Source organism: Paraburkholderia sp. FW306-2-2C-D06C (assembly GCF_058781505.1).
Window position 1 is genome coordinate 128373 of the sequence record NZ_JBYSWU010000006.1, and the last position, 26779, is coordinate 155151.

Below are 26779 nucleotides of genomic sequence, written 5' to 3' on the forward strand. Positions count from 1 at the left end.
AGATAGAACCTAGCTGCCCTGCTTGTAGTTGTTCAAAGCATAGCCGCGATCGCGGTAGAAGCGATAGCGTTCGCGGCCCGCAGCGAGTTCGTCGTGTGCGTTACCGACCACTTCCAGCAGTCTTTCGAAGCGCGCGAATTGCGCCGGCACCGTGGCGCCGAGATTGAGCAGCACCTGATGGTGCGGCACGTCATCGAGATTCGACGCCAGCACGATCGGTGTCTGCACGGCAAGCGGCGTGCCCGCCATGCAATGCGGCACGAAGTCGAGCGGCGAGAACGTCCACAATTGCTCGTCGAAAGCCCGCAACCGCGGCGGCTCGGCCAGCACGACGGTCGGCTGGCCCGCCTGATACGCCTTGCGGATCAGGCGGCACGCATACAGCAGCGAATCGCCGACGTTCGAGTGAAAGTCGATTCTCGTCATCGGCGGCTCCGCTTTGCGTCCGCAACCGCGCTCGCAACTTTACTGCAACGCGTCATTGTGCGGCACGGTCGATCAGGAACTGCGCGAGCAGCGGCACCGGACGGCCGGAGGCGCCCTTCGCCGCGCCGCTCTTCCATGCCGTGCCGGCGATGTCCAGATGCGCCCACGGATACGCTTCGGTGAAGCGCGACAGGAAGCACGCCGCCGTCACGCTGCCCGCCGGACGGCCGCCGATGTTGGCGAGGTCCGCGAAATTCGACTTGAGCTGATCCTGATACTCTTCGTCGAGCGGCAGACGCCATGCCGGATCGGATGCTTCGCGCGAGGCGTCGAGCAATTCGCCCGCCAGCGCATCGTCTTTCGAGAACAGACCGCTGTTGTGATGACCCAGCGCGATGATGCAAGCGCCCGTAAGCGTGGCGATGTCGATCACCGCGGCCGGTTTGAAACGCTCGGCATAGGTGAGCGCGTCGCACAGGATCAGACGGCCTTCGGCGTCCGTGTTGAGCACTTCGATCGTCAGACCCTTCATGCTGGTGACGATGTCGCCCGGCTTGGTGGCGGTCGCCGACGGCACGTTCTCGACCGCCGGAATGATGCCCACCACGTTGATTTTCAAGCCCATTTCCGCGACGGCGCGCAACGTGCCCAGCACCGAACCGGCGCCGCACATGTCGTACTTCATCTCGTCCATGCCTTCGCCCGGCTTGAGCGAAATGCCGCCGGTATCGAACGTGACGCCCTTGCCGACCAGCACCACCGGCGCGGCTTTCACGGCGCCGCCCTGGTACTGCAGCACGATGAACTGCGCCGGTTCGACCGAGCCGGCCGTGACCGACAGGAACGAGCCCATCTTGAGCGCTTCGCACTGCTTTTCGCCGAGCACTTCGACCTTCAGCTTCCAGTCTTTGGCGAGCTTCTTCGCGGTGTTGGCGAGGTGGGTCGGCGTGCAGACGTTGCTCGGCAGGTTGCCGAGGTCGCGCGTCAGATCCATGCCGTTGGCGAGCGCGGCGCCCTGCTTCGCGGCAAGCTTGGCGGCTTTCTCGTCGCCGGTATTGACGCTGAAGACGATGCGCTTCAACGCGCGCGCCGCGTTATCCGGCTTGCTCTTCATCTGCGTGAATTTGTAGGTCAGCTCGCGCAGTGCGAGGATCGCCGCGCGCACGCCCCAATCGGCCGAGCGTTCGAGGATCGGCAGTTGGGCGAGCGTGAAGGTGACCTGGACCACCTTGGTGGCCAGCAATGCGCGCCAGGCGGCCCGCACGGCTTCGCCATAGGCTTTCTGACCGAATGTGTCCTGTTTGCCGAGGCCGACCAGCAGCACGCGCGAGGCGCCGATACCTGACACTTCGTGCAGGAACAGCGTGGTGCCGGCCTTGCCGTCCATGTCGCCGGCCTTGATGATGCGGGTCAACAGGCCCTTGGTGGCCGCGTCGATTTCCAGTGCAGCGCCCGAGAGCGTTTGCGACTCGAACACGCCGATTACGATGCAATCGGATTTCCCGGTCAGGAAACCGTTTGTCGAGCCTTTGGTCCAATCACAGGCTTTTATGCTAAAGTCCATCGCGCTTATCCTCGGATAAAATCTGGGCTTAGGATGAAAGCCGCAATTATCCGCTATTTTTCCCGCGGCGGCTGCACCGGAGGCGTAACGGGAACCAACCCGCGCGCCACCGAGAGCGCCCCCTCTCGTCATCAATAATGATCTTCGAACGCTCCCTCCAGCGCGAACTCGCGTATACGGCTGGTGCCGTGTTCATGGTTCTCCTCACGCTCGTGCTGACGACGATGATGATCCGCATCGTCGGCTTCGCAGCCTCGGGCGAGATCGATCCGCGCGACGTGCTGGTGCTGATCGGCCTGACCGTGATCGGCTATCTGGCGATCATGCTCGTCGCGACCCTGTTCGTGTCGATCCTGTTCGTCCTGACACGTTGGTACAAAGACTCCGAGATGGTCGTGTGGCTGTCCTCGGGCGTCAGTTTGACCCGCTTCATCAAGCCGATCGGCATGTTCGCCACGCCGATCGTCATCCTCATCATGTTCTTCGTGTTCGTCGGCTGGCCGTGGTCGAACCAGCAGAGCAAGCTGATCCGCGCGCGTTTCCAGCAGCGCGACGAGGTCTCGCTGCTCGCGCCGGGGCAATTCCGCGAATCGGCCACGAGCCACCGGGTGTTCTTCATCGAGAAGATGTCGCCCGACCAGGGGCACGTGGAGAACGTCTTCCTGACCAGCACCGAGAACGGCAAGCTCAACGTGGTGGTGTCGAAGAACGGCCATACCGAGACGCACAAGAACGGCGACCGCTTCGTGGTGCTGGAAAACGGCCGCCGGTACGACGGCGAACCGGGGCACCCCGATTTCCGCATCATGGAATTCGAACGTTATGGTGTGAAGATCCAGAGCCAGCCGGTCGTCAATACGCCGACCACCACCGGCACGCCGACGCTCGATCTGTTCCGCAACCCGACTCGCGAAAACCTCGCCGAATTTGCGTGGCGCGCGGGGCTGCCGCTGATCGCGATCAACCTGATGCTGCTGGCGATTCCGCTCGCGCACCAGAACCCGCGGCGCAGCCGCACGATCAATCTGGTGATGGCCGTCCTGATCTATCTGACGTATTCGAATCTGCTGAACGTGGTGCAGTCGTGGATCGAGCAAGGCAAGATGTCGTTCGGGGTTGGGCTCGTGGGCTTGCATATCGTGGTGACGGTGGTCGTCGCGGTCATTTTCTGGCTGCGCGTGCGCAATCGGCCGCTGTTCACGCGAGCGATGTTCAACCGTTCGCAGGGGGCCTGACCGATGCGCATCTATGAAAAGTACTTCGCGCGTCAGGTCTACCTCACGTTCATCTTCATTCTGTTCGCGTTTTCGGGCCTGTTCTTCTTTTTCGACCTGATCAACGAACTGAACTCCGTCGGCCACGGCAACTACAAGTTCCAGTACGCGGTGCTGCGCGTCGCCTTGCAAACGCCGTCGCGTTTCTACGAAATCATTCCGGTGGCCGCGCTGATCAGCGCGATCTACGTGTTCGCGCAGATGGCGGCGAACTCCGAGTACACGATTTTCCGCGTATCGGGCCTCGCGACCAACCAGGCGCTGCGCTCGCTGCTGAAGATCGGCATTCCGCTGGTGTTCCTCACCTACCTGATCGGCGAAGTGGTCGGTCCGTACACGGATCAGCTATCCGAGCGCGTACGGCTGGAGGCGCTGGGGTCGTCGGTATCGAGCAATTTCGAGTCGGGCGTCTGGGTGAAGGACACGCTCACTGCGCGCGCGGACGGCGAGCAGGTGACGCGCTTTGTGAACGTCGGCGAGTTGAAACCCGACGCGACCATCAGCAAAGTGCGGATTTACGAGTTCGATTCGCAATTTCGTCTGTCGAACGTGCGGATCGCCCAAAGCGGCAAATACCAGCCGCCGGGACATTGGCAACTGACCGGCGTGACCGACACGCAACTGCTCGACGTGCCGCCGCCGCCGGGCACCCCGGCCGACGCGTTGAATCCGGTGTATCGCGCAAAGCAGGTGGCCTTGCCCGAGTACTCGTTGCGCTCGGAACTGACGCCGCAGATTTTGTCGGTGCTGCTGGTGTCGCCGGACCGGATGTCGATGTTCAACCTGTTCCGCTACATCCAGCATTTGACGGAGAATCACCAGGACACCCAACGCTATGAGATTGCGCTGTGGCGCAAGCTGCTGTATCCGTTTGCGGTGTTCGTGATGCTGGTGCTGTCGTTACCGTTTGCGTATTTGCATACGCGAGCCGGCGTGGTGGGTGTGAAGGTTTTCGGCGGGATTATGCTGGGGATGAGTTTTCAGCTGTTCAACACGCTGTTCTCGCATATCGGTACGTTGAATACGTGGCCCGCGCCTTTGACTGCGGCTACGCCGGGTTTGGTATATCTGGTGCTGGGGCTGGTCGGGTTGAAGTGGGTTGATCGCCATTAGGAGCCTTTTTCATGGCTACGCATGGGATTGTGCTGTTTGCGCATGGCGCGAGGGATGTTCGCTGGCGCGAGCCGTTTGAGAGGCTGGCCGACAAGCTACGGGCTGCTCGCGCCTCTGGCGGCGAGCCTACCCTGATAAAGCTGGCTTTTCTTGAGTTGATGGATCCGGATTTGCCCGCCGCCGTCGAAGAACTTGTCTCCGGCGGGTGCGATGTGGTCACCGTTGTGCCCGTTTTTTTCGGGCAGGGCGGACATGTCAGGAAGGATCTCCCCGCGATAATCGAGCACTGCCGCGAGTTGCATCCGTCTGTTGAAATCAGGTGCGCCGTCGCCGTCGGCGAGGACGAATCGGTACTGGACGCTGTGGCGGCGTATTGCCTCCGCCAGGTTTAACTGTCCTGCTGCGCGGCGCTTATAGCCCGCATAGGGTCCATGCAGGGTTCATGTAAGGTCCGTGCTCCACGCAAGAAAAACTTTAAGCCGCCACCAACATCCCATCCGCGGAGCGGACAACTTGCTGCTGTCGAGCAGCAAATGCCTCCCCGATCATCAGCAAGCCAGGCTGCGAAGCATCGACCCACTTCTGCGCCTCGCCGCAAGCGAGCTCCTCCAGCGTGAGCGTGAGCGTCCGCTCACGCTCCGTACTGCAAGCCTCGACAATCGCCACCGGCGTAGAAACCGCCCGTCCAGCGTCGATCAACTGCTGGGCAATCTCGGCACCGCTATCGCGGCCCATGTAGAACACGAGCGAATCCGCATTCACCTGCTCGCGAATCTCGTCGGACCCCGGCGCACGGCTAAAAGTCGCCAGTGCGACACTGCGCGACACGCCCCGCAGGGTCAAAGACCGCTTCAAGGATGCAGCACTAGCCAGCGCAGCTGTAATGCCGGGCACGACCTCATACTCGATGCCAGCGGCTTCAAGCGCCCGCATCTCCTCATCGGCCCGGCCGAACAACATCGGATCGCCGCCCTTCAGGCGAACCACCACATCGTGCTCGAGAGCGGCATCCACCATCTGCTTGTTGATGAACTGCTGCGCCGTGGAAAGCTGTCCGCAACGCTTGCCAACAGCAATCCGCCGCGCGTGAGCAGGCGCATAGTCGAGCATCGCGGGCTCGACCAGCGCGTCGTGCAGGACGACATCAGCGGCGCCCAACAGCCGCGCACCGCGCACCGTAATGAGGTCCGCGGCACCCGGGCCCGCGCCGATCAAATAAACCTTACCCATTTGCGTCAACCTGTTCGTTAGGGCGCTGACGGTGCGCTGCTGCGCGTCGCCCGCTTACGCCGAAAACGCCCGGATCATCCCGGCCGCGACGGTGTGATGCGTCGCTTCGTCGATCAGCACGAATGCGCCCGTGCCCGGATGCGAGTCGTACACGTCGCACACCAGCGGCTTTTGCAACGTCAGCGCAACGCGGCCGATGTCGTTCATCGCCAGTTCCTTGCGATCGATGGCTTGCGACAACGTATGCACGTCGAGCACTTCCTTGATCGCACCGATCCGCGCGAACACGGTGTTCGTGGTCTGCTTCAGCAGATACTTGCGTTGCGTCGACAACGGCGTGTCGTCGAACCAGCACAGATCGGCTTCCAGCTTCTTCGCCGGCTCGGGCGCCGCTTCGCTCAGCACGAAAGTGTCGCCGCGCGACACGTCGACGTCTTCCGCCAGACGGATCGTCACCGTTTGACCGGCAAACGCGCGGTCCACTTGCGCGGTGCCGCCCGGCACCGGCGCGATGATCTCGGCAACCGTCGCTTCGCGGTTCGCCGGCAGCACGACGATCGTATCACCGACCTTCACTTCGCCCGCTTCGATGCGGCCCATGTAGCCGCGGAAATCGTCGGCCTGGCTGCCGTCCTGACGCGCCACCCACTGCACCGGAAAACGCAGCGCCTGGCCTGTCGGCACTTCGACCGGCAGCGCCTCGAGCAAGTCGAGCAGCGGTTCGCCCGCGTACCACGGCATGCTTTCGCTCAAAGTCACGATGTTGTCGCCCTTCAGCGCCGACACCGGCACGAAACGCACGTCGCTCAAACCGAGGTGACGCGCGAGATCGGCATACGCGTCACGAATCTCGTTGAAGCGCGTTTCGCTGTACTCGACCAGATCCATCTTGTTGATCGCGACGATCACGTGCTGCAAGCCAAGCAGCTTCACGATCGCGCTATGGCGCTTGGTTTGCGGCAGCAGTTGCGCGACACCGTCGACGAAGGTCACGCGCGTCGCGTCGACCAGAATGATCGCCGCATGCGCGGTCGATGCGCCCGTCACCATGTTGCGCGTGTACTGCTCGTGGCCCGGCGTGTCGGCGATGATGAACTTGCGCTTCGCCGTCGCGAAGTAACGATACGCGACGTCGATCGTGATCCCCTGCTCGCGCTCGGCTTCGAGGCCGTCGGTCAGCAGCGACAGATCGATTTCGTCGCCGACGGTGCGCTTGTTCTTCGCGCGCGACAGTGCCGAGAGCTGGTCGGAGAGCACAGCCTTGCTGTCGTACAGCAGGCGGCCGATCAGCGTGCTCTTGCCGTCGTCCACGCTGCCCGCCGTGATGAATCGCAGCACGCCGAGGTCTTCTGGTTGATGAATATTCATGATGTTCCTTGTTCCTCTGTCGACCTGAGTTAGCGCTTCAGCACTTACTCAGGTCCCATGCAAAGCTGTCGACCTGAGTTAGTGTGTCGACCAGAGTTGGCGCTTTAGCGCCTACTCTGGTCCCATAGCACTTACTCCAGTCCCATGCTTAGAAATAACCTTGCTTCTTACGCTGTTCCATCGCGGCTTCGGAGACCTGATCGTCCATCCGCGTCGCGCCGCGTTCCGTGATTTCGGTCACGGCCGTTTCGGCGATGATCTTCTCGAGATCGTCCGCATCGCTTTCCACCGGGCACGTGCAGCTGATATCGCCCACAGTGCGGAAACGCACCAGCGCGGTTTCGCTGCTCTCGCCTTCACGCATCGGCGTGAGCGGCGTGACCGGTACGAGCAGGCCGTTGCGGCGCACGATCTCGCGTTGATGCGCGTAATAGATCGACGGCAGTTCGAGCTGCTCGCGGGCGATGTATTGCCACACGTCGAGTTCGGTCCAGTTCGAAATCGGGAACACGCGCAGGTGCTCGCCGTTGTGCAGACGTGCGTTGTACAGGCTCCACAGCTCCGGGCGCTGCGCCTTCGGATCCCATTGGCCGAATTCGTCGCGGAACGAGAAGATGCGCTCTTTCGCGCGGGCCTTTTCTTCGTCGCGGCGCGCGCCGCCGATCAGCGCGGTATAGCCATATTGTTCGATCGTTTCGAGCAGCGTGACCGCTTGCGCGGCATTGCGCGAATCCGTTTCGCGGCGCAGACGCACCGTGCCGCGCCTGATCGAATCTTCGACGTGACCCACCACCAGCTCAGCGCCGATTTCTTGCGCACGACGATCGCGGAAGTCGATCACTTCGTCGTAGTTGTGGCCGGTGTCGATGTGCACGAGCGGGAACGGCAGCACGGTCTTGCGGTTCGCGCCGAGGCCGAACGCCTTCAGTGCGAGGTGCAGCACCACGACCGAATCCTTGCCGCCCGAAAACAGCAGCGCCGGCTTGCTGCATTCGGCGACCAGTTCGCGCAGGATGTGAATCGACTCGGCTTCGAGCCAATCGAGGTGATCCATCCGGTTCGCCGTGTTGGCAAGCGGAGCGTTGACAGTGGAATCGAGCGTGGTGCTCATATTTGGGTCCTTCGTTGGTTCGCGTCGCGAGCGGTTGCTCGCGTCGCGGAAGTATTCAAATCGGTATGTGCGGCGTTCAGGTTGAAAGCCAAGACCTGAATTCACCGGGACTTCATCGCTGCGTCAAGCAGAAGCGTTTTCGCCGCTGCCGACGGCGATCGGCGTAATCGTGGTGATGTGCAGCCCGCATTCCTTCGTATCGCGCGACTCCCACCACCAGCGCCCTGCCCGGCTGTCTTCACCGGGACGGATCGCACGCGTACAGGGTTCGCAGCCGATGCTCGGATAACCGCGCGCATGCAGCGGATTGACCGGCACGTCGAAGGCTTTCAGATAAGCCCACACCTCGGCTTCGGTCCAGTCCGTCAGCGGATTGAACTTGGCAATATTGCGCGCGGCGTCGTGCTCTTCCTCGTGCAGTTCGGCACGCGTCACCGATTGCTCGCGGCGCTGGCCTGTCACCCAGGCGCTGACATCCGACAGCGCGCGGTTCAGCGGCTCGACCTTGCGGATTTCGCAGCAACGCTTGCGCAGATCGACGCTTTCGTAAAACGCGTTCAGACCGTGCGAATTGACGTATTCATCGACAGCAGCCGCCTGCGGATGAAACTGTTCGATCGCGTAGCCATAGCGCTCTTTCACGCGATCGAGCATGCCGAGCGTTTCCGCGTGCAGACGGCCGGTGTTCAGCGAGAAGATGCCGATCTTCACGGCGCGCGAAAGGATCGCGTGCGTGAGCAGCATGTCTTCCGCGGCGAGGCTGCTGGCGAGCTTCACGTTCGCGTGACGCGCGGCGATCGAATCGAGCAGCGCATCGAGGCGCTCGACCTTCGCAGCGAGTTCCGGCGTGAGCGATTGTGCGCCGCTCATGCCGAAACCTTTTCCGATGCCGAAGCAGCCGCCGCACGACGGCGGAACAGCGGCGAGGGATTGTCCACCGCGCCCTGATACTGCACGCTGAATTCGTCGAACGCCTTCAGCGCATCATGGAAGTCTTTGTCGGCGCGCAATGCATAGGCGTCGAAGCCGCAGCGGAACATGAACGCCAGCTGATCGCGCAGCACGTCGCCGATCGCGCGCAGTTCGCCCTTGTAGCCGTAACGTTCGCGCAGCAAACGGCCGATGCTATAGCCGCGGCCGTCGCGGAACACCGGGAAGTCCACGCCGATCAGCGCGATCTTGTCGAAGTCGCCGACGATATCCGCCGGTTCGCTATCCGGCGCGAGCCACACGCCGATTTCCGCGGCGCTGCGCGCAGCGATCAATGCATCACGGGAAGCCTGCCACAACGCGAGCGGCACCAGCACCTTGCCGGCCGGCAGTTCGTTCACTGCCGGCAGCGAGCCGTCTTCGGCCGGGCGCACGACTGTCCAGTCGTCGTTGACGATCGCGCGGTTCTTGATGATAGAAGCCATCTGTTCAGTATCCTTTGCGCGGTTACGCGTGAGCCGGTTGACGCGAGGCGTACACACGTTCCTTGAACGGGTTGATGCCGATGCGGTTGTACGTTTCGATGAAGCGTTCGCCTTCGTGGCGGTTTTCCACGAACGTATCGATCACTTTGGTCATCACGTCCGGCATCTCTTCCGCCGAGAACGACGGGCCGATCACGCGGCCCAGATGCGCGCCGGTCGCGCCCGTGCCCTGCTCGCCGCCGAGCGTCACCTGATACCACTCCGAGCCGTCCTTATCGACGCCCAGAATGCCGATGTTGCCGACGTGGTGGTGACCGCAAGCGTTGATACAGCCCGAGATGTTCAGCGACACGTCGCCGAGGTCGTACACATAGTCGAGGTCGTTGAAGCGCGCCTGGATTGCCAGCGCGATCGGAATCGACTTCGCGTTCGCGAGCGAGCAGAAATCGCCGCCCGGGCACGCGATGATGTCGGTCAGCAAGCCGATGTTCGGCGTCGCGAAACCTTGCGCCTTGGCCTTTTCCCACAGCGCGAACAGATCGCGCTTCTTCACGTTCGCGAGAATCAGGTTCTGTTCGTGCGACACGCGGATTTCGCCGTACGAGTACTCGTCGGCCCAATCGGCGACCGCTTCCATCTGCGTATCGGTGGCGTCGCCCGGGGCGATCGTGGCCGGCTTCAGCGACAGAGTCACCGACGCGTAGCCCGACACCTTGTGCGGGCGCACGTTACGCTCGATCCAGCGGGCGAACGCGCGGTTTTCCAGCAGATGCTTTTCGAACGATGCGTCCGTATCCGGCAGCTTGTCATACACCGGCGGCTGGAAGTATTGCGACACGCGATCCACTTCAGCTTGCGTGAGCGTCGAAGGACCGTCCTTCAGGTGCTGCCATTCTTCTTCGACCTGCGCCGAGAACTTCTCCGGGCTCAACGCCTTCACGAGAATCTTGATGCGCGCCTTGTAGATGTTGTCGCGGCGGCCATAGCGGTTGTACACGCGCAGCACGGCTTCGCAGTAAGTCAGCAGATGCTGCCACGGCAAATCCTCGCGGATGATCGCGCCGATGATCGGCGTACGGCCCATACCGCCGCCGGCCAGAATGTCGGCCACCAGTTCGCCTTGCGCGTTCTTCTTCAGATAGACGCCCAGGTCGTGGATCTGCACCGCGGCGCGGTCTTCCTTCGAGCCCGAGACGGCGACCTTGAACTTGCGCGGCAGCCATGCGAATTCCGGGTGGAACGTCGACCATTGACGCAGGATTTCGGCCCACGGACGCGGGTCGACCACTTCATCCGGCGCCACGCCGGCGAACTGGTCCGCCGTGATGTTGCGGATGCAGTTGCCCGAGGTCTGGATGCCGTGCATTTGCACCGCGGCGAGCTTGCGCAGGATTTCCGGCGTTTCCTCGAGCTTGATCCAGTTGTACTGGATGTTCGAGCGCGTCGAAAAGTGACCGTAGCCGCGGTCGTGTTCGCGCGCGATCTGGGCCAGCACGCGCATCTGGCCGCTGCGCAGGTTGCCGTACGGAATCGCGATGCGATGCATGTACGCGTGGCGCTGCATGTACAGGCCGTTCTGCAGGCGCAGCGGACGGAACTCCTCTTCGCTCAATTCGCCCGACAGCCGGCGGCGAACCTGATCGGCGTATTGCGCGACCCGTTCATCGACGATGGTCTGGTCGTACTGATCGTATTGGTACATTCGGGGACCCCAATTTTTTTGCGTGACACACGGCGGTCCGGCGGCCGGCGCACCGGTTCTGCCGCGCCCTGGACATCTCCATTTGTCAGTTCAGCCGAGCCAGGGTTTAGACCCATCTCTCATTTGCTTATGACAAAAACAGATATCCATATTGAAAAAGATGGACAGATCGTAATAAACTCGCCTTATATTTCAAACGACTAAAAAATTCTTTTTATATGCGGAGAGGTTATATATGAACCTGCATCAATTCCGCTTCGTCCGCGAGGCTGTGCGGCAGAATTTCAACCTGACCGAAGCGGCCAAAGCCCTGTATACAAGCCAGCCGGGCGTCTCCAAGGCGATCATCGAGCTGGAAGACGAGTTGGGCGTCGAAATCTTCACCCGCCACGGCAAGCGCGTGCGCTCGCTGACCGAGCCGGGACGTATTATCCTGCAGTCGGTCGAGAAAATCTTGCAGGAAGTCGAGAGCCTCAAGCGGGTCGGTAAAGATTACGCAGCGCAGGATCAGGGTAATCTGGTGATCGCGGCCACCCACACTCAGGCGCGCTATTCGCTGCCGGCCGCCATCGCCGAATTCAAGAAGCGCTTCCCGAAAGTTCACCTTTCAATTCTGCAAGGCAGCCCGACCCAGGTCGCCGAGATGGTGATTCACGACCAGGCCGATCTCGCAATCGCCACCGAGGCGATCTCCAACTATAAGGAACTGGTGTCGCTGCCGTGCTTCCAGTGGCACCACGTCGCCGTGATGCAGCCGGATCATCCGCTGCTCGACCGCAAGCTTCTGTCGCTGGACGATCTTACGCAGTACCCGTTGATTACGTATGACAACGCGTTCGCCGGCCGCACCAAGATCAACGAGGCGTTCCGCCTGCGCGGCCTGCACCCGGACATTGTGCTCGAGGCGATCGACGCCGACGTGATCAAGACCTACGTCGAGCTGGGTCTGGGCGTCGGCATCATGGCGGATATCGCGTTCAATGGGGAGCGCGACCGTCACTTGCGGGCGATGCCGGTCGGCCATCTGTTCGGCAGCAACGTGACGCGGGTCGCGCTGAAACAGGGCGCGTATCTGCGCAGCTATGTGTACACGCTCGTCGAACTGCTGTCGCCGAGCATGAACCGCAAGCTGATCGAACAGGCGCTCAAAGGCGAACACGAAACTTACGAACTTTGACCTCACCCCGCTTGTCACCACGCCTCTCACCACGCTTCCCGCTACGGAGCCCCCTCGATGACGTCGCATAAGAACAAATCACGGACCCGACTACGCGGCCTGGCCGCCCTCGGCGCACTGCTGCTCGCCACTGCCGCACACGCCGACCTCAAGGTCGGCATCGACCTGTCGAGCACCGGCCCGGCCGCCGTGATCGGCATCACCAGCAAGAACGCGATGCTGATGTGGCCGGCCACGATCGCCGGCCAGAAAGCCGACTACATCTTCCTCGACGACGCCTCCGACCCGGGCGCCGCAGTCCGCAACATCCGCAAGCTGATCAACGAAGACCGCGTCGACGTGATCGTCGGCCCGAATATCACGCCGGCGGCGATGGCCGCGCTCGATCCGGTGGCCGAAAGCCAGACGCCGATGATCACGCTGATCGGCTCGGCGAGCGTGGTCGAACCGCAGGAAGGCAAGAAGGTGTGGGCCTACAAGATGGCGCAGACCGACAGCGCGATGGCCGACGTGATGACGCGCTACATGTCGAATCACAACGTGAAGACGGTGGGCTTCATCGGTTTCGCGGACGGTTACGGCGAAAGCTGGCTCAACGAGTTCACCAGGTTCGCCGCGTTGCGTCACATCCAGATCGTCGCGACCGAGCGCTTCAACCGCACCGACGCCAGCGTGACGGGCCAGGCGCTGAAGCTGATGGCCGCCAAGCCCGACGCGATTCTGATCGCGGGTGCCGGCACGCCGACCGTGCTGCCGCAACGCACGCTGGTCGAGCGCGGCTTCAAGGGTCCGATCTACCAGACGCACGGCATCGCGACGCCCGAGTTCATCAAGCTGGGCGGCAAGGACGTGGAAGGCACGTTGTTCCCGACCCAGCCGGTCGTGGTGGCGCGCACGCTGCCGGCCGATCATCCGGCGAAGAAGGCGGCGCTCGCGTTTGTCGACCGATATGAAGCGAAGTACGGCCCGGGCAGCGTCACGCAGTTCGCCGGCGACGCGGCGGGCGTGTATCCGCGCCTTCAGGATGCGGTGACGCGCGCGCTGAAGACGGCCCAGCCGGGCACGCCGGCCTTCCGCGCCGCGTTGCGCGACGAACTCGAGCACGCGCATGAACTGGTCGTGCCGAACGGCGTGGTCAACACCAGCGCGAAGGATCACGTCGGTCTCGATCAGCGCGCGAGCGTGATGGGCGTCATCAAGAACGGCAAGTTCACGTATCTCAGTCAATAAATTCGCGAAGTTGATACAGTAGAAGTCTCTTCCTGACACAGCAGTCCCACATCATGCGCACTACCCGAGCCATCCACGCCGTCGAGCGGCTGAAAACCCGCAGCGGCAATCCGCAGTTCGCGGCGATCAGCCTGTCCGGCGGCCTGTTCTATCTGGTCGACAAATCGAGCGGCACGGACAAGAAAGTGTCCGCCCCGCTGACGCTCGACGACTTCGTCAAGTTCGTCGACGCTTTTGGCCCGCAGAAACCGCGCAAGGCGAGCAAGCTCGATATCGCTTTCGAAGAACAGATCAAGAAGAGCAAGGGCGGTTGAAGGGCTCATCAGCGCCACGCTCCTGGCGGGTTCATCGCTTGGCCGATGTCTCGCCACCGTCCGTCCGCCGCACTGCCCGCGACGGCGCGGGATCGCACCGCGGTTTGGTACAATTCCGCAGTTACCCTGCCCGCCCCGTCCACCCCGGCTTCCAACGGATCCCGACAAGCGCTGGGCAGAGGCAAAAATCGCCAAACCAAACCGCCGAACCCACCATGAATATCGAGCAAGCGCGTTTCAACATGATCGAACAGCAGATCCGCCCCTGGGAAGTGCTCGACCAGGACGTGCTGAATCTGCTCTCGATCGTCAAGCGTGAAAACTTCGTCCCCGCCGCGTACCGCGATCTGGCCTTCGTCGACTTCGAAGTGCCGCTGCCGGCCGGCCAGCGCATGCTGGCGCCGCGCATCGAGGCGCGCGTGCTGCAGGAACTGGCGGTGAAGAAGCACGAAAGCGTGCTCGAAATCGGCGCCGGCTCGGGTTACATGGCAGCCCTGCTCGCGCATCGCGCGCAGCACGTGCTGACGGTCGATATCGAACCGGCACTGGCGGAACTGGCAAAGAACAACCTGACCGCCAACGGCGTGCTGAACGCCGAAGTCGCCACCGGCGACGCCGCGCGCGGCTGGGCCGACGCCGCGCCGTACGACGTGATCTGCGTGTCGGGCGGCCTGCCGGTGCTGCCGCAGGACATGCTCGAACAACTGAAGGTGGGCGGCCGTCTGGCGGCTTTCGTCGGCGCCGCGCCGGTCATGAAAGCGCAGATCATCACGCGCATCGACGAGAAGCAATACCGCATCGCCGACGTATTCGAAACTTACGTCGAGCCGCTGCAAAACGCTGTGCAGCTGCCGCGCTTCAAGTTCTAAACAATGGGCAGCCGGAAGTTTCGCCGGTCCGTCGCAATCTGAACTGGATGTCTTGCTGATGCAAAATCTGTCCGCTCCCGCGCTCGCCGAATGGCTCGCCGATAAATCGCGTCCCGCGCCCGTGCTGCTCGACGTGCGCGAGCCGTGGGAAATCCAGACGGCGTCGATCGCCGGCGCCGTGTCGATTCCGATGCGCGAGATTCCCGCACGCAGCGAAGAACTCGACGACGACGCGCAAATCGTCTGCGTGTGCCATCACGGCGCGCGCAGCGCCCAGGTCGCGATGTTCCTCGAGTCGCGCGGCCATACCAACGTCTTCAATCTGCAAGGCGGAATCGACGCATGGTCGCGTCAGGTCGATCCGTCCGTTCCGACCTACTGATCGCACGGTCCCGATGATGCGCCAGCGGGCGCCGGTTCCCGCGGCCGCTCTGGCGCTTGCCTGCGTGCTTGCGAATGCACTCCCCGCGCAGGCCATCGGTCTTTCCCAGCTCCACGACGAAGCACTTTCGAACGACGCGCAGCTGTAAAGCGCGCACGCGGCGCTCGCCGCCAACAGCGGAGAGCTGCGGCTCTCCCGCGCCAAACGGCTGCCGCAGGCGCCGACGGTGCCGCATCCGGGTGTCACGGCGAAAGGCGCCGCCGGCAAGCTCGGGCGGGCGGACCATGCCGAACGCTGCCGCACCTCAGTAGCGCCGCGCTCTTCCCTTTTGCGATACTCCTGACATCCCGCTTTCATTGAGACACCTCCCGCAATCGCCTCGGAAATTTCGCACGGTTTCCTGAGCATCACGCAGGCACCATGCTCCAACAATTTTTTGGGGGAGCTATGTGATGAGATTGTTGAAGATCGCGATGCTGGCGGCAACGTTGTTGCCGCCAGCATCGCATGCGACTTTGGGCGGCGCGCCGAGCACCGGCGCATCCTCGTCGACGAAGCTGCTGCGTGCTACGCCGCAGTCCACCGCCGCTGCCAGCGCAGCCACGGCTAAGTCCCCGGCGCCTTACACCGTTAATGAGACGCGCGACGCCACCGGCGTCACCGTCCGCGAGTACGTACTGCCCTCCAATGTCGTGTTCGCGGTCACGTGGCAGGGTCCGGTGCGCCCCGACATGCGCGCGCTGCTCGGCAGCTATTTCCCGAACTACATCTCCGCGGGCGAAGCACGTCCGCTCGGCACCGGCGCGCTGACCGAGCGGCGCGGCGACCTTCGGATCGAGTCGTCCGGCAGGCCGGGCCGCTTATTCGGCATCGCGTACTTGCCTCGCCTGATGCCCGCGAATGTCCGCGCGGCCGACCTGCCATGAACGAGACGCCGATTTCACGGGAAAACGACAGTATGAAGACCTCCAGCAAGACACTCTGGGTCGCGATGGCCGCCGTTGGCGTAGCGCTTTGCGCATGCGGCGGTGGCGGCGACAGCAGCACCAGCGTGCAAAACTCATCCATCGACTGGCCCGCCACGCCTAGCTGGCCAGTCACGCCCAATCCTCCGTCACCGCCGGTCGACACTAGCAACACGGTGCCGATCGTCATCGATGCCTCGATGGGCAGCGTCAACATGCCCGCCGTATCCATCGTGCTGTGCGGGCCCAGCCAGCAGGACGGCAGCCAATGCGAGACCGTCGGCCACATGCTGGTCGATACCGGCTCGGTGGGCGTGCGCGTGATGGCGAGCGCGGTCAGTCCCAGGCTCAGATCCCAGCTGCTGCTGCAAACCACTTCCGACAGCAAGCAAGCGAGCGGATCACCGCTCGCTCAATGCGCGCAGTTCGCCTCCGGTTTCACATGGGGTTCGATCAGGCGCGCTGACGTGACGATCGGCAACAAGAAGGCGAGCAATATTCCGATCGAACTGATCGGCGACGGCTCGTATGCGACACCGTCCGATTGCATATCGAACGGCGGCCCTGATCTCAGCACCGCCCGGGCCCTCGGCGCCAACGGCATCATCGGCATCGGCCATCACGTGCGCGACTATCCGGACGCCGCGAAAACCGTGCTGCCTGCGAACTACTATGCGTGCGCCTCGGCAAACTCATGCGTCGGCACGACGGTGCCGGTCAACCGGCAGGTCATGAATCCTGTCGCCGCTTTCGCTACCCATAACAATGGCACGGTGATCCGCCTGCCTGCACTGCCCGCAGGCGGCCAGGCCAGCGTTACAGGTGAACTGGTGTTCGGTGTCGGCACCCAGCCGAACAATATGCTGCCCGCCAACGCAAACGTCGTGGCAGTAGACCAGTACGGCTACTTCACGACCCAGTATCAGGGACGCGTGATCGCCACCAGCGCAATCGACAGTGGCACCAATGGCTTCGGCTTCGACGATGCCACGATTCCTACCACAGGCGAAGGCGTGTATGGATGGTACACACCGTCGAGTCCGCTCAGTCTTTCGGCAACGATGGAAGCCACTAGCGGCACCGGTAAGCCGATCATGGTGCCATTCTCGATCGGCAACGCACACACATTGATGGCAAACAACTATGCGGCCTACGACAACATCGGCAGCCCCTTTTCGAGGTGGTTCCTCTGGGGCTTGCCGTTCTTCTACGGCCGCAACGTGTACACCGTGCTCGAAGGCGCCACGGTAGGTACGCAAGCCGGGCCGTTCGTCGCATTCTGATTGCTGTGGTTGTATCGCGCGGGAAACGGCGCCGCGAGACGCCGTTTCGTTCTTCGTTGTGCCATGCAATCGCGCCAATCGCTTTATCGCGCGCTAGTTCCCAGCGGCATTTTCCGATCTCCCGTTGAGACTTTTCTGAAACTCTCATTGATAGCCCGCGGGCAACATGCTCCGACCTGTTTTTTGGAGCAATGTGATGAGATTCGTAAAGATCGCGCTGGCGGCTGCGGCATTGTTGCCGCTCGCGTCCGCGTCGTATGCGGCGTTGGGCGGCGCACCGGGTGCGGGCTCGGCCCCGCAGTCCTTGCTTCGATCGACAACCCCCAACTCCTCTCCCACTGCTGCGGCTTATACCGTGCGCGAGACGCACGGCGCCGACGGCGTCACGATCCGCGAATACGTGCTGCCCACGAATGTCGTGTTCGCCGTCACGTGGCAAGGGCCGGTGCGCCCCGACATGAGTACGCTGCTTGGCAGCTACTTTCCCAACTTCGTTTCTGCAGGCGAAGGACGCGCGCGCGGCACCGGTCCGTTGATCGACCACAACGGCGACTTTCATGTCGAGTCGGCAGGCAGGCCGGGCCATTCTTTCGGTAAGGCATACGTGCCACGCCTCGTCCCCGCCAATGTCCGCGTCGAAGAACTGCAGTGAAGCGGCGTATCGATTCACGGAATTCAAGAAACATGAAGACTTTCAATAAAACGCTTTGCTTCGCGATCCTCACTGCCAGCGCGGCGGTGTCGGCCTGTGGCGGCGGAGGCGGCGACAACGGCGACTCGAACGCGACGCAGAACAACGACAAGCCTGCGCCGGTTACGCCGACGCCGACGCCGGCTCCGACTCCGGGCCCCACCCCGGCGCCAACTCCGAGCCCTGCTCCGACGCCAACTCCGAGTCCCACGCCGACGCCAACCCCGAGTCCTGCTCCGACGCCAACTCCGAGTCCCGCGCCGGCGCCAACCCCAAGCCCCACGCCGACGCCAACCCCGAGTCCTGCTCCGACGCCAACTCCGAGCCCTGCTCCGACGCCAACTCCGAGCCCCACGCCGACGCCAACCCCGAGTCCCGCTCCGACTCCCACACCAACGCCCCCGGCCGACGTCAACACCGTCCCCATCACCGTCGAGCGGTGGACGGGAGACTACGCTAACCAGCCGTACGTGACTGTCACTATCTGCGTCCCCGGCGTGCAGGGCAGCAATCAATGCGCGACGGTCGATCACATGCAACTCGACACCGGCTCGGTCGGCGTGCGGGTGCTGGCGAGCGCGCTGGGTTCCGCGCTCGCGGGCCGCTTGCCGACGCAGTCCGGCGCCACCAACGATCCAACCGGCGGCGCTCCGATCGCCGAATGCGCGATATTTGGTTCGGGGTACACGTGGGGGCCGATCAAACGCGCCGACGTGACGATCGGCGGCAAGACAGCCGGCAATCTACCGGTGCAGGTGATCGCCGACGGCACGTACGCTACACCGCCGGATTGCGCTTCACGCGGGGGCCGCAACCTCAATACGGCAGCGACGCTCGGCGCCAACGGCGTACTCGGCATCGGTCCAGCGCAACGCGATTTCGCAGCGGCTGCTCAAACCGTCTTGCCGGCAGCCTATTACTACTGCACGTCTGCGACTTCCTGCACGAACACCCGCGTTCCGCTCGACACGCAAGTCATGAATCCGGTAGCCGATTTCACCTCGGACAACAACGGCACGATCATCCGCCTGCCCGCGCTGCCCGCAGGTGGACAGGCGAGCGCAACGGGCGAGCTGGTGTTCGGCATCGGCACCCAGCAGAACAATGCGTTGCCGTCGAACGCCAACATTCTGGCGCTCGACCAATACGGCTTTTTTCCGACCACGTACAAAGGCCGCTCGTTTACCAGCGCCATCGATAGCGGCTCCAACACGAACATCTTCGTGGATTCGACGATTCCTTACTCGGGTCTCCTATATGCGCCGCCGACCACGCTCAGCCTGTCCGCCATCCTGACGGGCGTTGACAAAGCCGCCACGCCAGTCACGGTGCCGTTCCCGGTGGCGGATGGATGGGGCTTGCTCGCGACTCGGTACGCGGCCTTTGACAGCCTCGGCTCGCGATCAGCGGGGATGTTCATCTGGGGCCTGCCGTTCTTCTTCGGCCGCAACGTCTACACCGTGCTCAACAATGCGACGATCGGCAAGCAGACTGGGCCGTTCATCGCCTTCTGACAGTCGGCCATCGCAACCACACGAGAATCAAACAAATGACAAATGGCCGGCGCCGCGAGGCGCCGGCCTCATTCATTTCAACAACGCCTCAAGGCAAACACACCCCCTAATTCGTCTCCTTCAACACCTCCGCCACCGTCGCAAAGATCTCCTCGATCTGCGCCTCCTCGACGATCAACGGCGGCGAGAACGCCAGAATGTCGCCCGTATAGCGCGTCAGCACGCCCTTCTCGAAGCAGCGCACGAACACATCATAGGCACGCGCGCCGGGCGCACCCGCACGCGGCGCCAGTTCCACCCCGCCCACGAGCCCGAGATTGCGCACGTCGATCACGTGCCGCTCACCGTGCAGCTTGTGAATCGCCCGCTCGAAGACCGGCGCCATCCGCGCAGCCCGTTCGAATAGCTGCTCGCGCTCATACAGATCGATCGTCGCGCAAGCCGCGGCCGCTGCAATCGGGTGTCCCGAGTACGTATAGCCGTGAAACAGTTCGATGCCGGCCGGGGCGCCGTTCACGATCGAATCGTGAATCTTCGCGCTGGCGGCCACGGCGCCCATCGGCGCGGCGGCATTGTTGGTGCCCTTGGCCATCGTCAGCAAATCGGGCGTCACGCCGAAATATTGCGCGGCGAACGGCGAGCCGAGGCGCCCCCAGCCGGTGATTACTTCGTCGAAGATCAGCAGGATGCCGTGCTTGTCGCAGATTTCGCGCAACCGCTGCAAATAGCCTTGCGGCGGAATCAGCACGCCGGTGGAGCCCGCCACCGGCTCGACGATCACCGCGGCAATCGTCGACGCATCGTGCAGCGTGACGAGCCGCTCCAGTTCGTCGGCGAGATGGGCGCCCCACGCCGGCTGTCCTTTGGAGAACGCCGCTTCCTCGATGTTCAGCGTATGCGGCAGATGGTCGACCGAGGGCAGCAGCGCACCTGAAAACGCCTTGCGGTTCGGCGCAATGCCGCCCACCGAAATGCCGCCGAAGCCGACGCCGTGATAGCCGCGCTCGCGGCCGATAAAGCGTGTGCGCTGCCCTTCGCCACGCGAGCGATAGTAGGCCAGGGCGATTTTCAGCGCGGTATCGACAGCCTCCGATCCCGAGTTCGTGAAGAAGATGTGCTTCAGATCGCCCGGCGTATGGCGCGCGATTTTGGTGGCGGCTTCGAAAGCCTTCGGGTGACCCATCTGAAAAGTCGGCGCGAAATCCATTTCGGCGGCCTGTGCCTGCACGGCGGCCACGATCTCGTCGCGGCAGTGCCCGGCGTTGACACACCACAGGCCCGCAGTGCCGTCGAGAATGCGCCGGCCATCGTGCGACGTGTAGTACATCCCCTTCGCGCTTGAAAGCAGCCGTGGCGCGCTCTTGAACTGGCGGTTCGCGGTAAAGGGCATCCAGAACGCGGACATCTCGGGTGGATTGGCGGTGGCGCGCTCTTTCATGTCGGGTCTCCTCGCGTGGGTGGTCTTCCAGTGTAGGCAGAGCCCAGCGCATGCACAAAGGGGCGGCGCCCATGCACCGCGCTCGCCCGCTGGCGGATCGGCACGCTTCGTTGCAGCGCGACACGCACCGCAACGAGGCGAACAGACCATGTTTGCACCACTTTCGAGCCGCATTACGCATAACGCCCATGCCCGGCCACCGCGCCGCAGCACGCAAGGCGCGGAGTTCACGCCGGATTTACAGCTTGGCATGTGCCTTGCAGTACACAAGCGGCAAGCCATGCGGGACAAGCCCTGCTGGCTGAAATCGACGCCCATAAACGCTCACCATCAATGGCAAGGGGTTATCAATGAAACGTCGCAGTCTGTTGAAGTTCGGTTCCATGTCGGGCGCACTGGCGCTCGCAGGTCAGGTTCCGTTTGCCAAGGCGCAATCCGGCAGCGGTCCGATCAAAGTAGGCGTTCTGCATTCCTTGTCGGGCACGATGGCGATCTCGGAGACATCGCTCAAGGACACCGCGCTGATGACCATCGCGGACATCAACAAGAACGGCGGCGTCATGGGCCGTCAGCTGCAGCCGGTGGTGGTCGACCCGGCGTCGAACTGGCCGCTGTTCGCGGAGAAGGCGCGCCAGCTGATCACCCAGGAGAAGTGCGCCGTGGTGTTCGGCTGCTGGACCTCGGTGTCGCGCAAGTCGGTGCTGCCGGTATTCGAAGAACTGAACGGGCTGCTCTTCTATCCGGTGCAGTATGAAGGCGAAGAAATGTCGCGCAACGTGTTCTACACGGGCGCCGCGCCGAACCAGCAAGCGATTCCGGCGACCGAATACCTGATGAGCAAGGAAGGCGGCGGTGCGAAGCGCTTCTTCCTGCTCGGCACCGACTATGTGTACCCCCGCACCACCAACAAGATCCTGCGCGCGTTCCTGAAGTCGAAGGGCGTCCAGGAAGCGGACATTCAGGAGGTCTACACGCCGTTCGGCCACAGCGACTATCAGACCATCGTCGCGAACATCAAGACCTTCTCGCAGGGCGGCAAGACCGCGGTGATCTCGACCGTCAACGGCGACTCGAACGTGCCGTTCTACAAGGAACTGGGCAACCAGGGGCTGAAGGCGTCGGACGTGCCGGTGGTCGCGTTCTCGGTCGGCGAAGAAGAGCTGCGCGGCATCGATACGAAGCCGCTGGTCGGCAATCTCGCGGCATGGAACTACTTCATGTCGCTGCGCAATCCGGCCAACGACAAGTTCAAGAAGCAATGGGCCGCGTGGGTGAAGGAGAACAACCTGCCGGGCGGCACCAAGCGCGTGACCAACGATCCGATGGAAGCGACCTTCGTCGGCATCCATATGTGGAAGCAGGCCGTCGAAAAAGCGAAGAGCACCGATGTCGACAAGGTGCGCGTCGCGATGGTCGGCCAGCAGTTTGTGGCGCCGTCGGGCTTCACGCTGGAGATGGACGGCAATCACCATCTGCACAAGCCGGTGATGATCGGCGAAGTGCGCGCCGACGGCCAGTTCAACGTGGTGTGGCGCACCAAGACCGCGATCCGCGCGCAGCCGTGGAGTCCTTACATTGCCGGCAATTCGAGCAAGCCGGACGTCGTCAGTTCGATTCCGGCGTTCCTCAAGCGCTCGCGGGTTGCCTGACGGGACGACGCAGCGACACGACGGCGCGGCATCGGTGCTTATCCGCGATGCCGCGCCGCCCTGCCGGTTCTTCTTCAAAGGCCACCATGGCGTTTTCATTCCTGAAGTTCGCACGGCGCAGCATCGGCAGCCTCGGGCTTGCGCTCCTCGCTAGCGCGCCGCTTGCCGCCTTCGCGCTGAGCCCGGCCGATGTCGCGCCGCTCGCCGGCGACGACTTCGACGCGAAATCCGCGGCCATCGACAAGCTGATCGCCAACCACGACAAGGCATCACTCGCAGTGCTCAAGGCGCTGTCCGAAGACAGCGCGCTCGCCACCGATGCCGGCGCCGTGCTGCTGCAAGACGGCGACACCGCGCGCGACGCGGTCACCGGCAAGACCGTCGCCGCAGGCGACGCGCAACCGGTCACGCTGAACAATCTGCTGCGCTCGAAAGTGGCGGGCGCGCTGTCGGGCCTGCAACTCGACTCGCCCGATACGGCAACGCGCGCCGCCGCGATTACCGCGCTGCTGCAAAACCCCGATCCGTCGATCAAACCACTCGTCGACGCCGCTCGCGCGAAAGAAACCGACCCGGCGCTGAAGAAGCGTCTGGACACGCTGTGGGCGATGACCGCCTTGCACGACGCCGATCCGGCCAGGCGGCTCGAAGCGGTGCAACTGGTCGCCGCGCGGCACGATCTCGACATGAACGAGCTGCTGCGCCCGCTCGTCGCGAAGAAGCCGGACGGCACCTTCAACGAAACCGACGACCGCGTCCGCGCCGCCGCGCAAAGCGGCATCGACGAACTCGATGCGATCCAGCGCCGCGGCCAGATCGCCGGCACGCTGTTCGCCGGCCTGTCGCTCGGCAGCGTACTGCTGCTCGCCGCATTGGGCCTCGCGATCACGTACGGGCTGATCGGCGTCATCAACATGGCGCACGGCGAATTCCTGATGATCGGCGCATACGCCACCTACGTCGTGCAGAACCTGTTCCAGCGTTATGCACCCGGCGCGTTCGACTGGTATCCGCTGCTCGCGGTGCCCGCGTCGTTCGTTGCGGCCGGATTGGTCGGCATCGTGCTCGAACGGCTGGTTCTGAAGCACCTGTACGGCCGTCCGCTCGAAACGCTGCTGACCACCTTCGGCATCAGCCTGATTCTGATCCAGGCGACACGCATGCTGTTCGGCGCGCAAAACGTGCAGGTGGTCAATCCGGCGTGGATGAGCGGCGGCGTGACGGTGTTGCCGAATCTGATCTTGCCGTACAACCGCCTCGCGATTCTGGCGTTTTCGATGATCGTCGTCGGCATTGCGTGGGCCGTGCTGACGAAGACGCGCCTCGGTCTTTTCGTGCGCGCCGTCACGCAGAATCGGCGCATGGCAGCGTGCGTCGGCGTGAAGACGGCGCGGGTCGATTCATATGCATTCGCGTTCGGCGCGGGCATTGCAGGCCTGGGCGGCTGTGCGCTGTCGCAGATCGGCAATGTCGGCCCGGACCTCGGCCAGAGCTACATCATCGATTCGTTCATGGCGGTGGTGCTCGGCGGCGTCGGCCAACTGGCCGGCACCGTGATCGGCGGCTTCGGACTCGGCCTCGTCAGCAAAGCGATCGAACCGTTCTGGGGCGCGGTGCTCGCGAAGATCGCGGTGCTCGTGCTGATCGTGCTGTTCATCCAGAAGCGTCCGCAGGGCATGTTCGCCCTCAAGGGCCGTAGCGCGGAGGCATGAGATGACGTCTGCGACTACCCCGGCTCACGTTTCGCCGTCCAGTAAGGGCACGGGCCCCGGACGCGAGGCGCAGTCCGGCTTCGCGCTCGGCTTGCCGCCGCGTCCCGCGCTGCTGCCGCGGCGTGCGTGGCTCGCGCTGATCGCGCTGATCGTCGTGTTCGGCCTCGGTGTGCCGTTCGCCGCGCTGGCGGTGCCGGAGACGAGCGCGTTCCATCTGTCCGCCTACGCGATGACGCTGACCGGCAAGTTCATGTGCTACGCGATCGCCGCGCTCGCACTCGATCTCGTGTGGGGTTACTGCGGCATTCTGAGTCTTGGGCATGCACTGTTCTTTGCACTGGGCGGCTACGCGATCGGCATGTACCTGATGCGCGCGATCGGCCACGAAGGCAAATACGGCAGCGACCTGCCCGACTTCATGGTGTTTCTCGACTGGCATGAACTGCCCTGGTACTGGCAAGGCACCCAGCATCTCGGCTATGCGCTGCTGCTGGTGGTGCTGGTGCCGGCGGTGATCGCGTGGGTGTTCGGCTTCTTCACGTTCCGTTCGCGCGTGAAGGGCGTGTACCTGTCGATCATCACGCAGGCGATGACCTTCGCCGCGATGCTGCTGTTCTATCGCAACGAAACCGGCTTCGGCGGCAACAACGGCTTCACCGACTTCAAGCGCATCGGCGGCTTTCCGATCACGCATCCGGGCACACGCGCCGCCCTGCTGCTGATCACGTTCGCCGTCTTGATTCTCGCGTTTATCGGCGCACGGGCGATCGTCACGTCGAAGCTCGGCCGCGTGGTCACCGCGGTACGCGACGGCGAAACGCGCCTGATGTTCCTCGGCTACAGCCCGTTGGCGTACAAGCTGTTCGTGTGGACCGTATCCGCCGTGTTGTGCGGGATTGCCGGTGCTTTGTATGTGCCGCAGGTCGGCATCATCAATCCGGGCGAGATGTCGCCGGGCAACTCGATTGAGATGGCGATCTGGGTCGCCGTGGGCGGACGCGGCACGTTGATCGGACCGATCATCGGCGCGTTCGCTGTGAATGGTGCGAAGAGCTTTTTTACGGCGAACTTCCCTGAATACTGGCTGTTCTTTCTTGGCTTGATTTTCGTGCTGGTGCCCCTGTTGCTGCCGAACGGCATCATGGGACTGATCGAACTCTTGACGCGCAAGAGGAACCGTTCATGAACGAAAATCCGATGGTTCCTGATCTTGCACTGCCTGAAGAGCCGGCTGAACGCTCGTTGAGCGGCGTTGCCAGCATGGGGCACGCGGTGGTGCCGGGCGAGATCGACATTTCGCACGGGACGATTCTGTACCTCGAAGACGTGACCGTCAGTTTCGATGGTTTTCGCGCGTTGAACGCGCTGACCTTGTCGATCGATGCGGGTGAATTGCGTTGCATCATTGGGCCTAACGGCGCGGGCAAGACGACGATGATGGATGTCATCACCGGGAAGACCGAGCCGGATTCCGGCAAGGTTTTTCTGGGGCAGTCGATCAATCTGACGCGGATGAACGAGCCTTCTATTGCGCGTGCCGGCATTGGGCGGAAGTTTCAGAAGCCGACTGTTTTTGAGCAGCATCCTGTGTGGGAGAACCTCGAGTTGGCGATGAAGGCCGACAAGGGGTGGTGGGCTTCGTTACGCGCCCGGCTCGATCGCGAGGCGCAGGCCCGGATTGAGGAGACGTTGGTTTTGATCGGGCTTGAGAGCGAGGCTCGACGGCTTGCCGGTGAGTTATCGCATGGGCAGAAACAGCGGCTCGAGATTGGGATGTTGCTGATGCAGCAACCGGCGCTGCTTCTGCTCGATGAGCCTGCGGCTGGGATGACTGACGATGAAACCATGCAGTTGGCTGAGTTGCTCAATCACCTGCGGGGGACTTGTTCGATGATGGTTGTGGAGCATGATATGGAGTTTGTGGCGGCTTTGTCTGGCGACACCGGGAAGGTGACGGTGATGGCCGAAGGGCGGGTTCTGGCTCATGGCACTTTGGATGAAGTCAAGAAGGATGAGATGGTGGTTGAGTCTTATCTAGGGCGGTGATTTGGTTTTTTTGCCTTTGGCGGCGGCATGTTGTGGTTGTGCCTATGCCTGCGGCGTTGGCCATTTTTTTAGTTGTATGCCTACGGCGTTGGCCTTTCCTTGGTTTTTTGCCCGCGCGGCGCTTATGTTCGTGCTGCCTACGGCGTTGGCCCCTTTTTTGGTTGTATGCCTACGGCGTTGGCCTTTCCTTGATTTGTTATTGGTTTATTAGCTTTCCCCCTGTGCGGGGGAGCACCTACTTTTCTTTGCCGCCGCAAAGAAAAGTAGGCAAAAGAAAGCGGCTCACTACGAAAGTACTAAGCGGGC

The 26779-nt window shown here is 62.9% G+C and carries 25 protein-coding genes; 16 read left to right on the forward strand and 9 right to left on the reverse strand.

The genetic code is table 11. From position 1 onward, the window contains the following. Nucleotides 1–9 precede the first annotated feature (9 nt). Nucleotides 10–426 carry a DNA polymerase III subunit chi gene (locus tag AC3WLT_RS06650; protein WP_492591109.1) on the reverse strand — a complete coding sequence of 139 codons (417 nt, stop codon included), beginning with the start codon at nucleotides 424–426 and terminating at the stop codon, nucleotides 10–12. Nucleotides 427–478: 52 nt separating this feature from the next. Then, entirely contained in the window at nucleotides 479–1990 is a 1512-nt protein-coding gene (locus tag AC3WLT_RS06655; RefSeq protein WP_492591110.1) for a leucyl aminopeptidase, read from the reverse strand. A 137-nt stretch (nucleotides 1991–2127) separates the two neighbouring features. On the opposite strand from AC3WLT_RS06655, the gene lptF reads away from it, so the two are divergent. From lptF to AC3WLT_RS06670, 3 genes are read left to right on the forward strand one after another with little or no spacing between them, the layout of a single operon-like run. Then, nucleotides 2128–3225, forward strand: a complete 1098-nt coding sequence (gene lptF, locus AC3WLT_RS06660) for an LPS export ABC transporter permease LptF (protein ID WP_492591111.1) — start codon at nucleotides 2128–2130, stop codon at nucleotides 3223–3225. 3 nt (nucleotides 3226–3228) lie between these two features. Then, on the forward strand, nucleotides 3229–4377 hold the full coding sequence (gene lptG / locus AC3WLT_RS06665; protein WP_492591112.1) for an LPS export ABC transporter permease LptG: 1149 nt from the start codon (nucleotides 3229–3231) through the stop codon (nucleotides 4375–4377). 11 nt (nucleotides 4378–4388) lie between these two features. After that, nucleotides 4389–4769, forward strand: coding sequence for a sirohydrochlorin chelatase (locus AC3WLT_RS06670; RefSeq protein ID WP_492591113.1), 381 nt, complete (start codon nucleotides 4389–4391; stop codon nucleotides 4767–4769). 82 nt (nucleotides 4770–4851) lie between these two features. Here the strand turns inward: AC3WLT_RS06670 and cobA are convergent, their stop codons facing one another. The 6 genes from cobA to AC3WLT_RS06700 all read right to left on the reverse strand — a co-directional run bounded on the left by cobA (nucleotide 4852) and on the right by AC3WLT_RS06700 (nucleotide 11203). Continuing rightward, on the reverse strand, nucleotides 4852–5607 hold the full coding sequence (gene cobA / locus AC3WLT_RS06675; RefSeq protein ID WP_492591114.1) for a uroporphyrinogen-III C-methyltransferase: 756 nt from the start codon (nucleotides 5605–5607) through the stop codon (nucleotides 4852–4854). Nucleotides 5608–5661: 54 nt separating this feature from the next. Further along, the gene (locus AC3WLT_RS06680) at nucleotides 5662–6978 is read right to left on the reverse strand and encodes a sulfate adenylyltransferase subunit 1 (protein WP_492591183.1); all 1317 of its coding nucleotides are present in this window, start codon (nucleotides 6976–6978) and stop codon (nucleotides 5662–5664) included. Nucleotides 6979–7123: 145 nt separating this feature from the next. Next, a complete protein-coding gene (gene cysD / locus AC3WLT_RS06685; RefSeq protein WP_492591115.1) occupies nucleotides 7124–8086 on the reverse strand; it encodes a sulfate adenylyltransferase subunit CysD in 963 nt (320 codons plus the stop codon). 123 nt (nucleotides 8087–8209) lie between these two features. Beyond that, nucleotides 8210–8956: a phosphoadenylyl-sulfate reductase gene (locus AC3WLT_RS06690; protein WP_492591116.1), complete on the reverse strand. Its 747-nt coding sequence runs from the start codon at nucleotides 8954–8956 to the stop codon at nucleotides 8210–8212. Then, the gene (locus AC3WLT_RS06695; protein ID WP_492591117.1) at nucleotides 8953–9501 is read right to left on the reverse strand and encodes a DUF934 domain-containing protein; all 549 of its coding nucleotides are present in this window, start codon (nucleotides 9499–9501) and stop codon (nucleotides 8953–8955) included. The genes AC3WLT_RS06690 and AC3WLT_RS06695 overlap by 4 nt, the downstream gene beginning before the upstream one ends. Nucleotides 9502–9523: 22 nt before the next feature. After that, nucleotides 9524–11203 (reverse strand): nitrite/sulfite reductase, encoded by a 1680-nt coding sequence (locus tag AC3WLT_RS06700; RefSeq protein ID WP_492591118.1) that lies wholly within the window; start codon nucleotides 11201–11203, stop codon nucleotides 9524–9526. 235 nt (nucleotides 11204–11438) lie between these two features. Between AC3WLT_RS06700 and AC3WLT_RS06705 the strand changes: the two genes are divergently transcribed. The 9 genes from AC3WLT_RS06705 (at nucleotide 11439) to AC3WLT_RS06745 (ending at nucleotide 19628) form a co-directional block, all read left to right on the forward strand. Further along, complete coding sequence (locus tag AC3WLT_RS06705; protein ID WP_492591119.1) at nucleotides 11439–12380, forward strand: CysB family HTH-type transcriptional regulator; 942 nt, start codon at nucleotides 11439–11441, stop codon at nucleotides 12378–12380. 57 nt (nucleotides 12381–12437) lie between these two features. Beyond that, on the forward strand, nucleotides 12438–13610 hold the full coding sequence (locus AC3WLT_RS06710; protein ID WP_492591120.1) for an ABC transporter substrate-binding protein: 1173 nt from the start codon (nucleotides 12438–12440) through the stop codon (nucleotides 13608–13610). 53 nt (nucleotides 13611–13663) lie between these two features. Then, nucleotides 13664–13924 carry a hypothetical protein gene (locus tag AC3WLT_RS06715; RefSeq protein ID WP_492591121.1) on the forward strand — a complete coding sequence of 87 codons (261 nt, stop codon included), beginning with the start codon at nucleotides 13664–13666 and terminating at the stop codon, nucleotides 13922–13924. A gap of 215 nt (nucleotides 13925–14139) precedes the next feature. Beyond that, a complete protein-coding gene (locus tag AC3WLT_RS06720; RefSeq protein ID WP_492591122.1) occupies nucleotides 14140–14793 on the forward strand; it encodes a protein-L-isoaspartate O-methyltransferase family protein in 654 nt (217 codons plus the stop codon). A gap of 58 nt (nucleotides 14794–14851) precedes the next feature. Next, nucleotides 14852–15175: a rhodanese-like domain-containing protein gene (locus AC3WLT_RS06725; RefSeq protein WP_492591123.1), complete on the forward strand. Its 324-nt coding sequence runs from the start codon at nucleotides 14852–14854 to the stop codon at nucleotides 15173–15175. Between the two features lie 452 nt (nucleotides 15176–15627). Further along, a complete protein-coding gene (locus AC3WLT_RS06730; RefSeq protein WP_492591124.1) occupies nucleotides 15628–16101 on the forward strand; it encodes a DUF2844 domain-containing protein in 474 nt (157 codons plus the stop codon). Nucleotides 16102–16133: 32 nt separating this feature from the next. Continuing rightward, on the forward strand, nucleotides 16134–17423 hold the full coding sequence (locus AC3WLT_RS06735) for a DUF3443 domain-containing protein (protein ID WP_492591125.1): 1290 nt from the start codon (nucleotides 16134–16136) through the stop codon (nucleotides 17421–17423). Between the two features lie 196 nt (nucleotides 17424–17619). Next, the gene (locus AC3WLT_RS06740; protein ID WP_492591126.1) at nucleotides 17620–18075 is read left to right on the forward strand and encodes a DUF2844 domain-containing protein; all 456 of its coding nucleotides are present in this window, start codon (nucleotides 17620–17622) and stop codon (nucleotides 18073–18075) included. Between the two features lie 32 nt (nucleotides 18076–18107). Then, nucleotides 18108–19628, forward strand: a complete 1521-nt coding sequence (locus AC3WLT_RS06745) for a DUF3443 domain-containing protein (RefSeq protein ID WP_492591127.1) — start codon at nucleotides 18108–18110, stop codon at nucleotides 19626–19628. Between the two features lie 106 nt (nucleotides 19629–19734). Here AC3WLT_RS06745 and aptA read toward each other — a convergent pair whose 3' ends face one another. Beyond that, complete coding sequence (aptA, locus tag AC3WLT_RS06750) at nucleotides 19735–21066, reverse strand: omega-aminotransferase AptA (protein ID WP_492591128.1); 1332 nt, start codon at nucleotides 21064–21066, stop codon at nucleotides 19735–19737. Nucleotides 21067–21416: 350 nt separating this feature from the next. Here aptA and urtA point away from each other — a divergent pair, with 350 nt between their 5' ends. The 4 genes from urtA to urtD all read left to right on the forward strand — a co-directional run bounded on the left by urtA (nucleotide 21417) and on the right by urtD (nucleotide 26473). Further along, nucleotides 21417–22715: an urea ABC transporter substrate-binding protein gene (urtA, locus tag AC3WLT_RS06755; protein WP_492591129.1), complete on the forward strand. Its 1299-nt coding sequence runs from the start codon at nucleotides 21417–21419 to the stop codon at nucleotides 22713–22715. An 86-nt stretch (nucleotides 22716–22801) separates the two neighbouring features. Further along, the gene (urtB, locus tag AC3WLT_RS06760; protein WP_492591130.1) at nucleotides 22802–24427 is read left to right on the forward strand and encodes an urea ABC transporter permease subunit UrtB; all 1626 of its coding nucleotides are present in this window, start codon (nucleotides 22802–22804) and stop codon (nucleotides 24425–24427) included. A 1-nt stretch (nucleotide 24428) separates the two neighbouring features. After that, entirely contained in the window at nucleotides 24429–25613 is a 1185-nt protein-coding gene (gene urtC / locus AC3WLT_RS06765; RefSeq protein WP_492591131.1) for an urea ABC transporter permease subunit UrtC, read from the forward strand. Then, on the forward strand, nucleotides 25610–26473 hold the full coding sequence (urtD, locus tag AC3WLT_RS06770; protein WP_492591132.1) for an urea ABC transporter ATP-binding protein UrtD: 864 nt from the start codon (nucleotides 25610–25612) through the stop codon (nucleotides 26471–26473). The genes urtC and urtD overlap by 4 nt, the downstream gene beginning before the upstream one ends. Nucleotides 26474–26779 lie beyond the last annotated feature (306 nt).

Bases quoted from the DNA above. Each gene is read 5' to 3' on its own strand.
- AC3WLT_RS06650 (WP_492591109.1), bottom strand. From the start codon at position 426: ATGACGAGAATCGACTTTCACTCGAACGTCGGCGATTCGCTGCTGTAT.
- AC3WLT_RS06655 (WP_492591110.1), bottom strand. From the start codon at position 1,990: ATGGACTTTAGCATAAAAGCCTGTGATTGGACCAAAGGCTCGACAAAC.
- lptF (WP_492591111.1), top strand. From the start codon at position 2,128: ATGATCTTCGAACGCTCCCTCCAGCGCGAACTCGCGTATACGGCTGGT.
- lptG (WP_492591112.1), top strand. From the start codon at position 3,229: ATGCGCATCTATGAAAAGTACTTCGCGCGTCAGGTCTACCTCACGTTC.
- AC3WLT_RS06670 (WP_492591113.1), top strand. From the start codon at position 4,389: ATGGCTACGCATGGGATTGTGCTGTTTGCGCATGGCGCGAGGGATGTT.
- cobA (WP_492591114.1), bottom strand. From the start codon at position 5,607: ATGGGTAAGGTTTATTTGATCGGCGCGGGCCCGGGTGCCGCGGACCTC.
- cysD (WP_492591115.1), bottom strand. From the start codon at position 8,086: ATGAGCACCACGCTCGATTCCACTGTCAACGCTCCGCTTGCCAACACG.
- AC3WLT_RS06690 (WP_492591116.1), bottom strand. From the start codon at position 8,956: ATGAGCGGCGCACAATCGCTCACGCCGGAACTCGCTGCGAAGGTCGAG.
- AC3WLT_RS06695 (WP_492591117.1), bottom strand. From the start codon at position 9,501: ATGGCTTCTATCATCAAGAACCGCGCGATCGTCAACGACGACTGGACA.
- AC3WLT_RS06700 (WP_492591118.1), bottom strand. From the start codon at position 11,203: ATGTACCAATACGATCAGTACGACCAGACCATCGTCGATGAACGGGTC.
- AC3WLT_RS06705 (WP_492591119.1), top strand. From the start codon at position 11,439: ATGAACCTGCATCAATTCCGCTTCGTCCGCGAGGCTGTGCGGCAGAAT.
- AC3WLT_RS06710 (WP_492591120.1), top strand. From the start codon at position 12,438: ATGACGTCGCATAAGAACAAATCACGGACCCGACTACGCGGCCTGGCC.
- AC3WLT_RS06715 (WP_492591121.1), top strand. From the start codon at position 13,664: ATGCGCACTACCCGAGCCATCCACGCCGTCGAGCGGCTGAAAACCCGC.
- AC3WLT_RS06720 (WP_492591122.1), top strand. From the start codon at position 14,140: ATGAATATCGAGCAAGCGCGTTTCAACATGATCGAACAGCAGATCCGC.
- AC3WLT_RS06725 (WP_492591123.1), top strand. From the start codon at position 14,852: ATGCAAAATCTGTCCGCTCCCGCGCTCGCCGAATGGCTCGCCGATAAA.
- AC3WLT_RS06730 (WP_492591124.1), top strand. From the start codon at position 15,628: ATGAGATTGTTGAAGATCGCGATGCTGGCGGCAACGTTGTTGCCGCCA.
- AC3WLT_RS06735 (WP_492591125.1), top strand. From the start codon at position 16,134: ATGAAGACCTCCAGCAAGACACTCTGGGTCGCGATGGCCGCCGTTGGC.
- AC3WLT_RS06740 (WP_492591126.1), top strand. From the start codon at position 17,620: ATGAGATTCGTAAAGATCGCGCTGGCGGCTGCGGCATTGTTGCCGCTC.
- AC3WLT_RS06745 (WP_492591127.1), top strand. From the start codon at position 18,108: ATGAAGACTTTCAATAAAACGCTTTGCTTCGCGATCCTCACTGCCAGC.
- aptA (WP_492591128.1), bottom strand. From the start codon at position 21,066: ATGAAAGAGCGCGCCACCGCCAATCCACCCGAGATGTCCGCGTTCTGG.
- urtA (WP_492591129.1), top strand. From the start codon at position 21,417: ATGAAACGTCGCAGTCTGTTGAAGTTCGGTTCCATGTCGGGCGCACTG.
- urtB (WP_492591130.1), top strand. From the start codon at position 22,802: ATGGCGTTTTCATTCCTGAAGTTCGCACGGCGCAGCATCGGCAGCCTC.
- urtC (WP_492591131.1), top strand. From the start codon at position 24,429: ATGACGTCTGCGACTACCCCGGCTCACGTTTCGCCGTCCAGTAAGGGC.
- urtD (WP_492591132.1), top strand. From the start codon at position 25,610: ATGAACGAAAATCCGATGGTTCCTGATCTTGCACTGCCTGAAGAGCCG.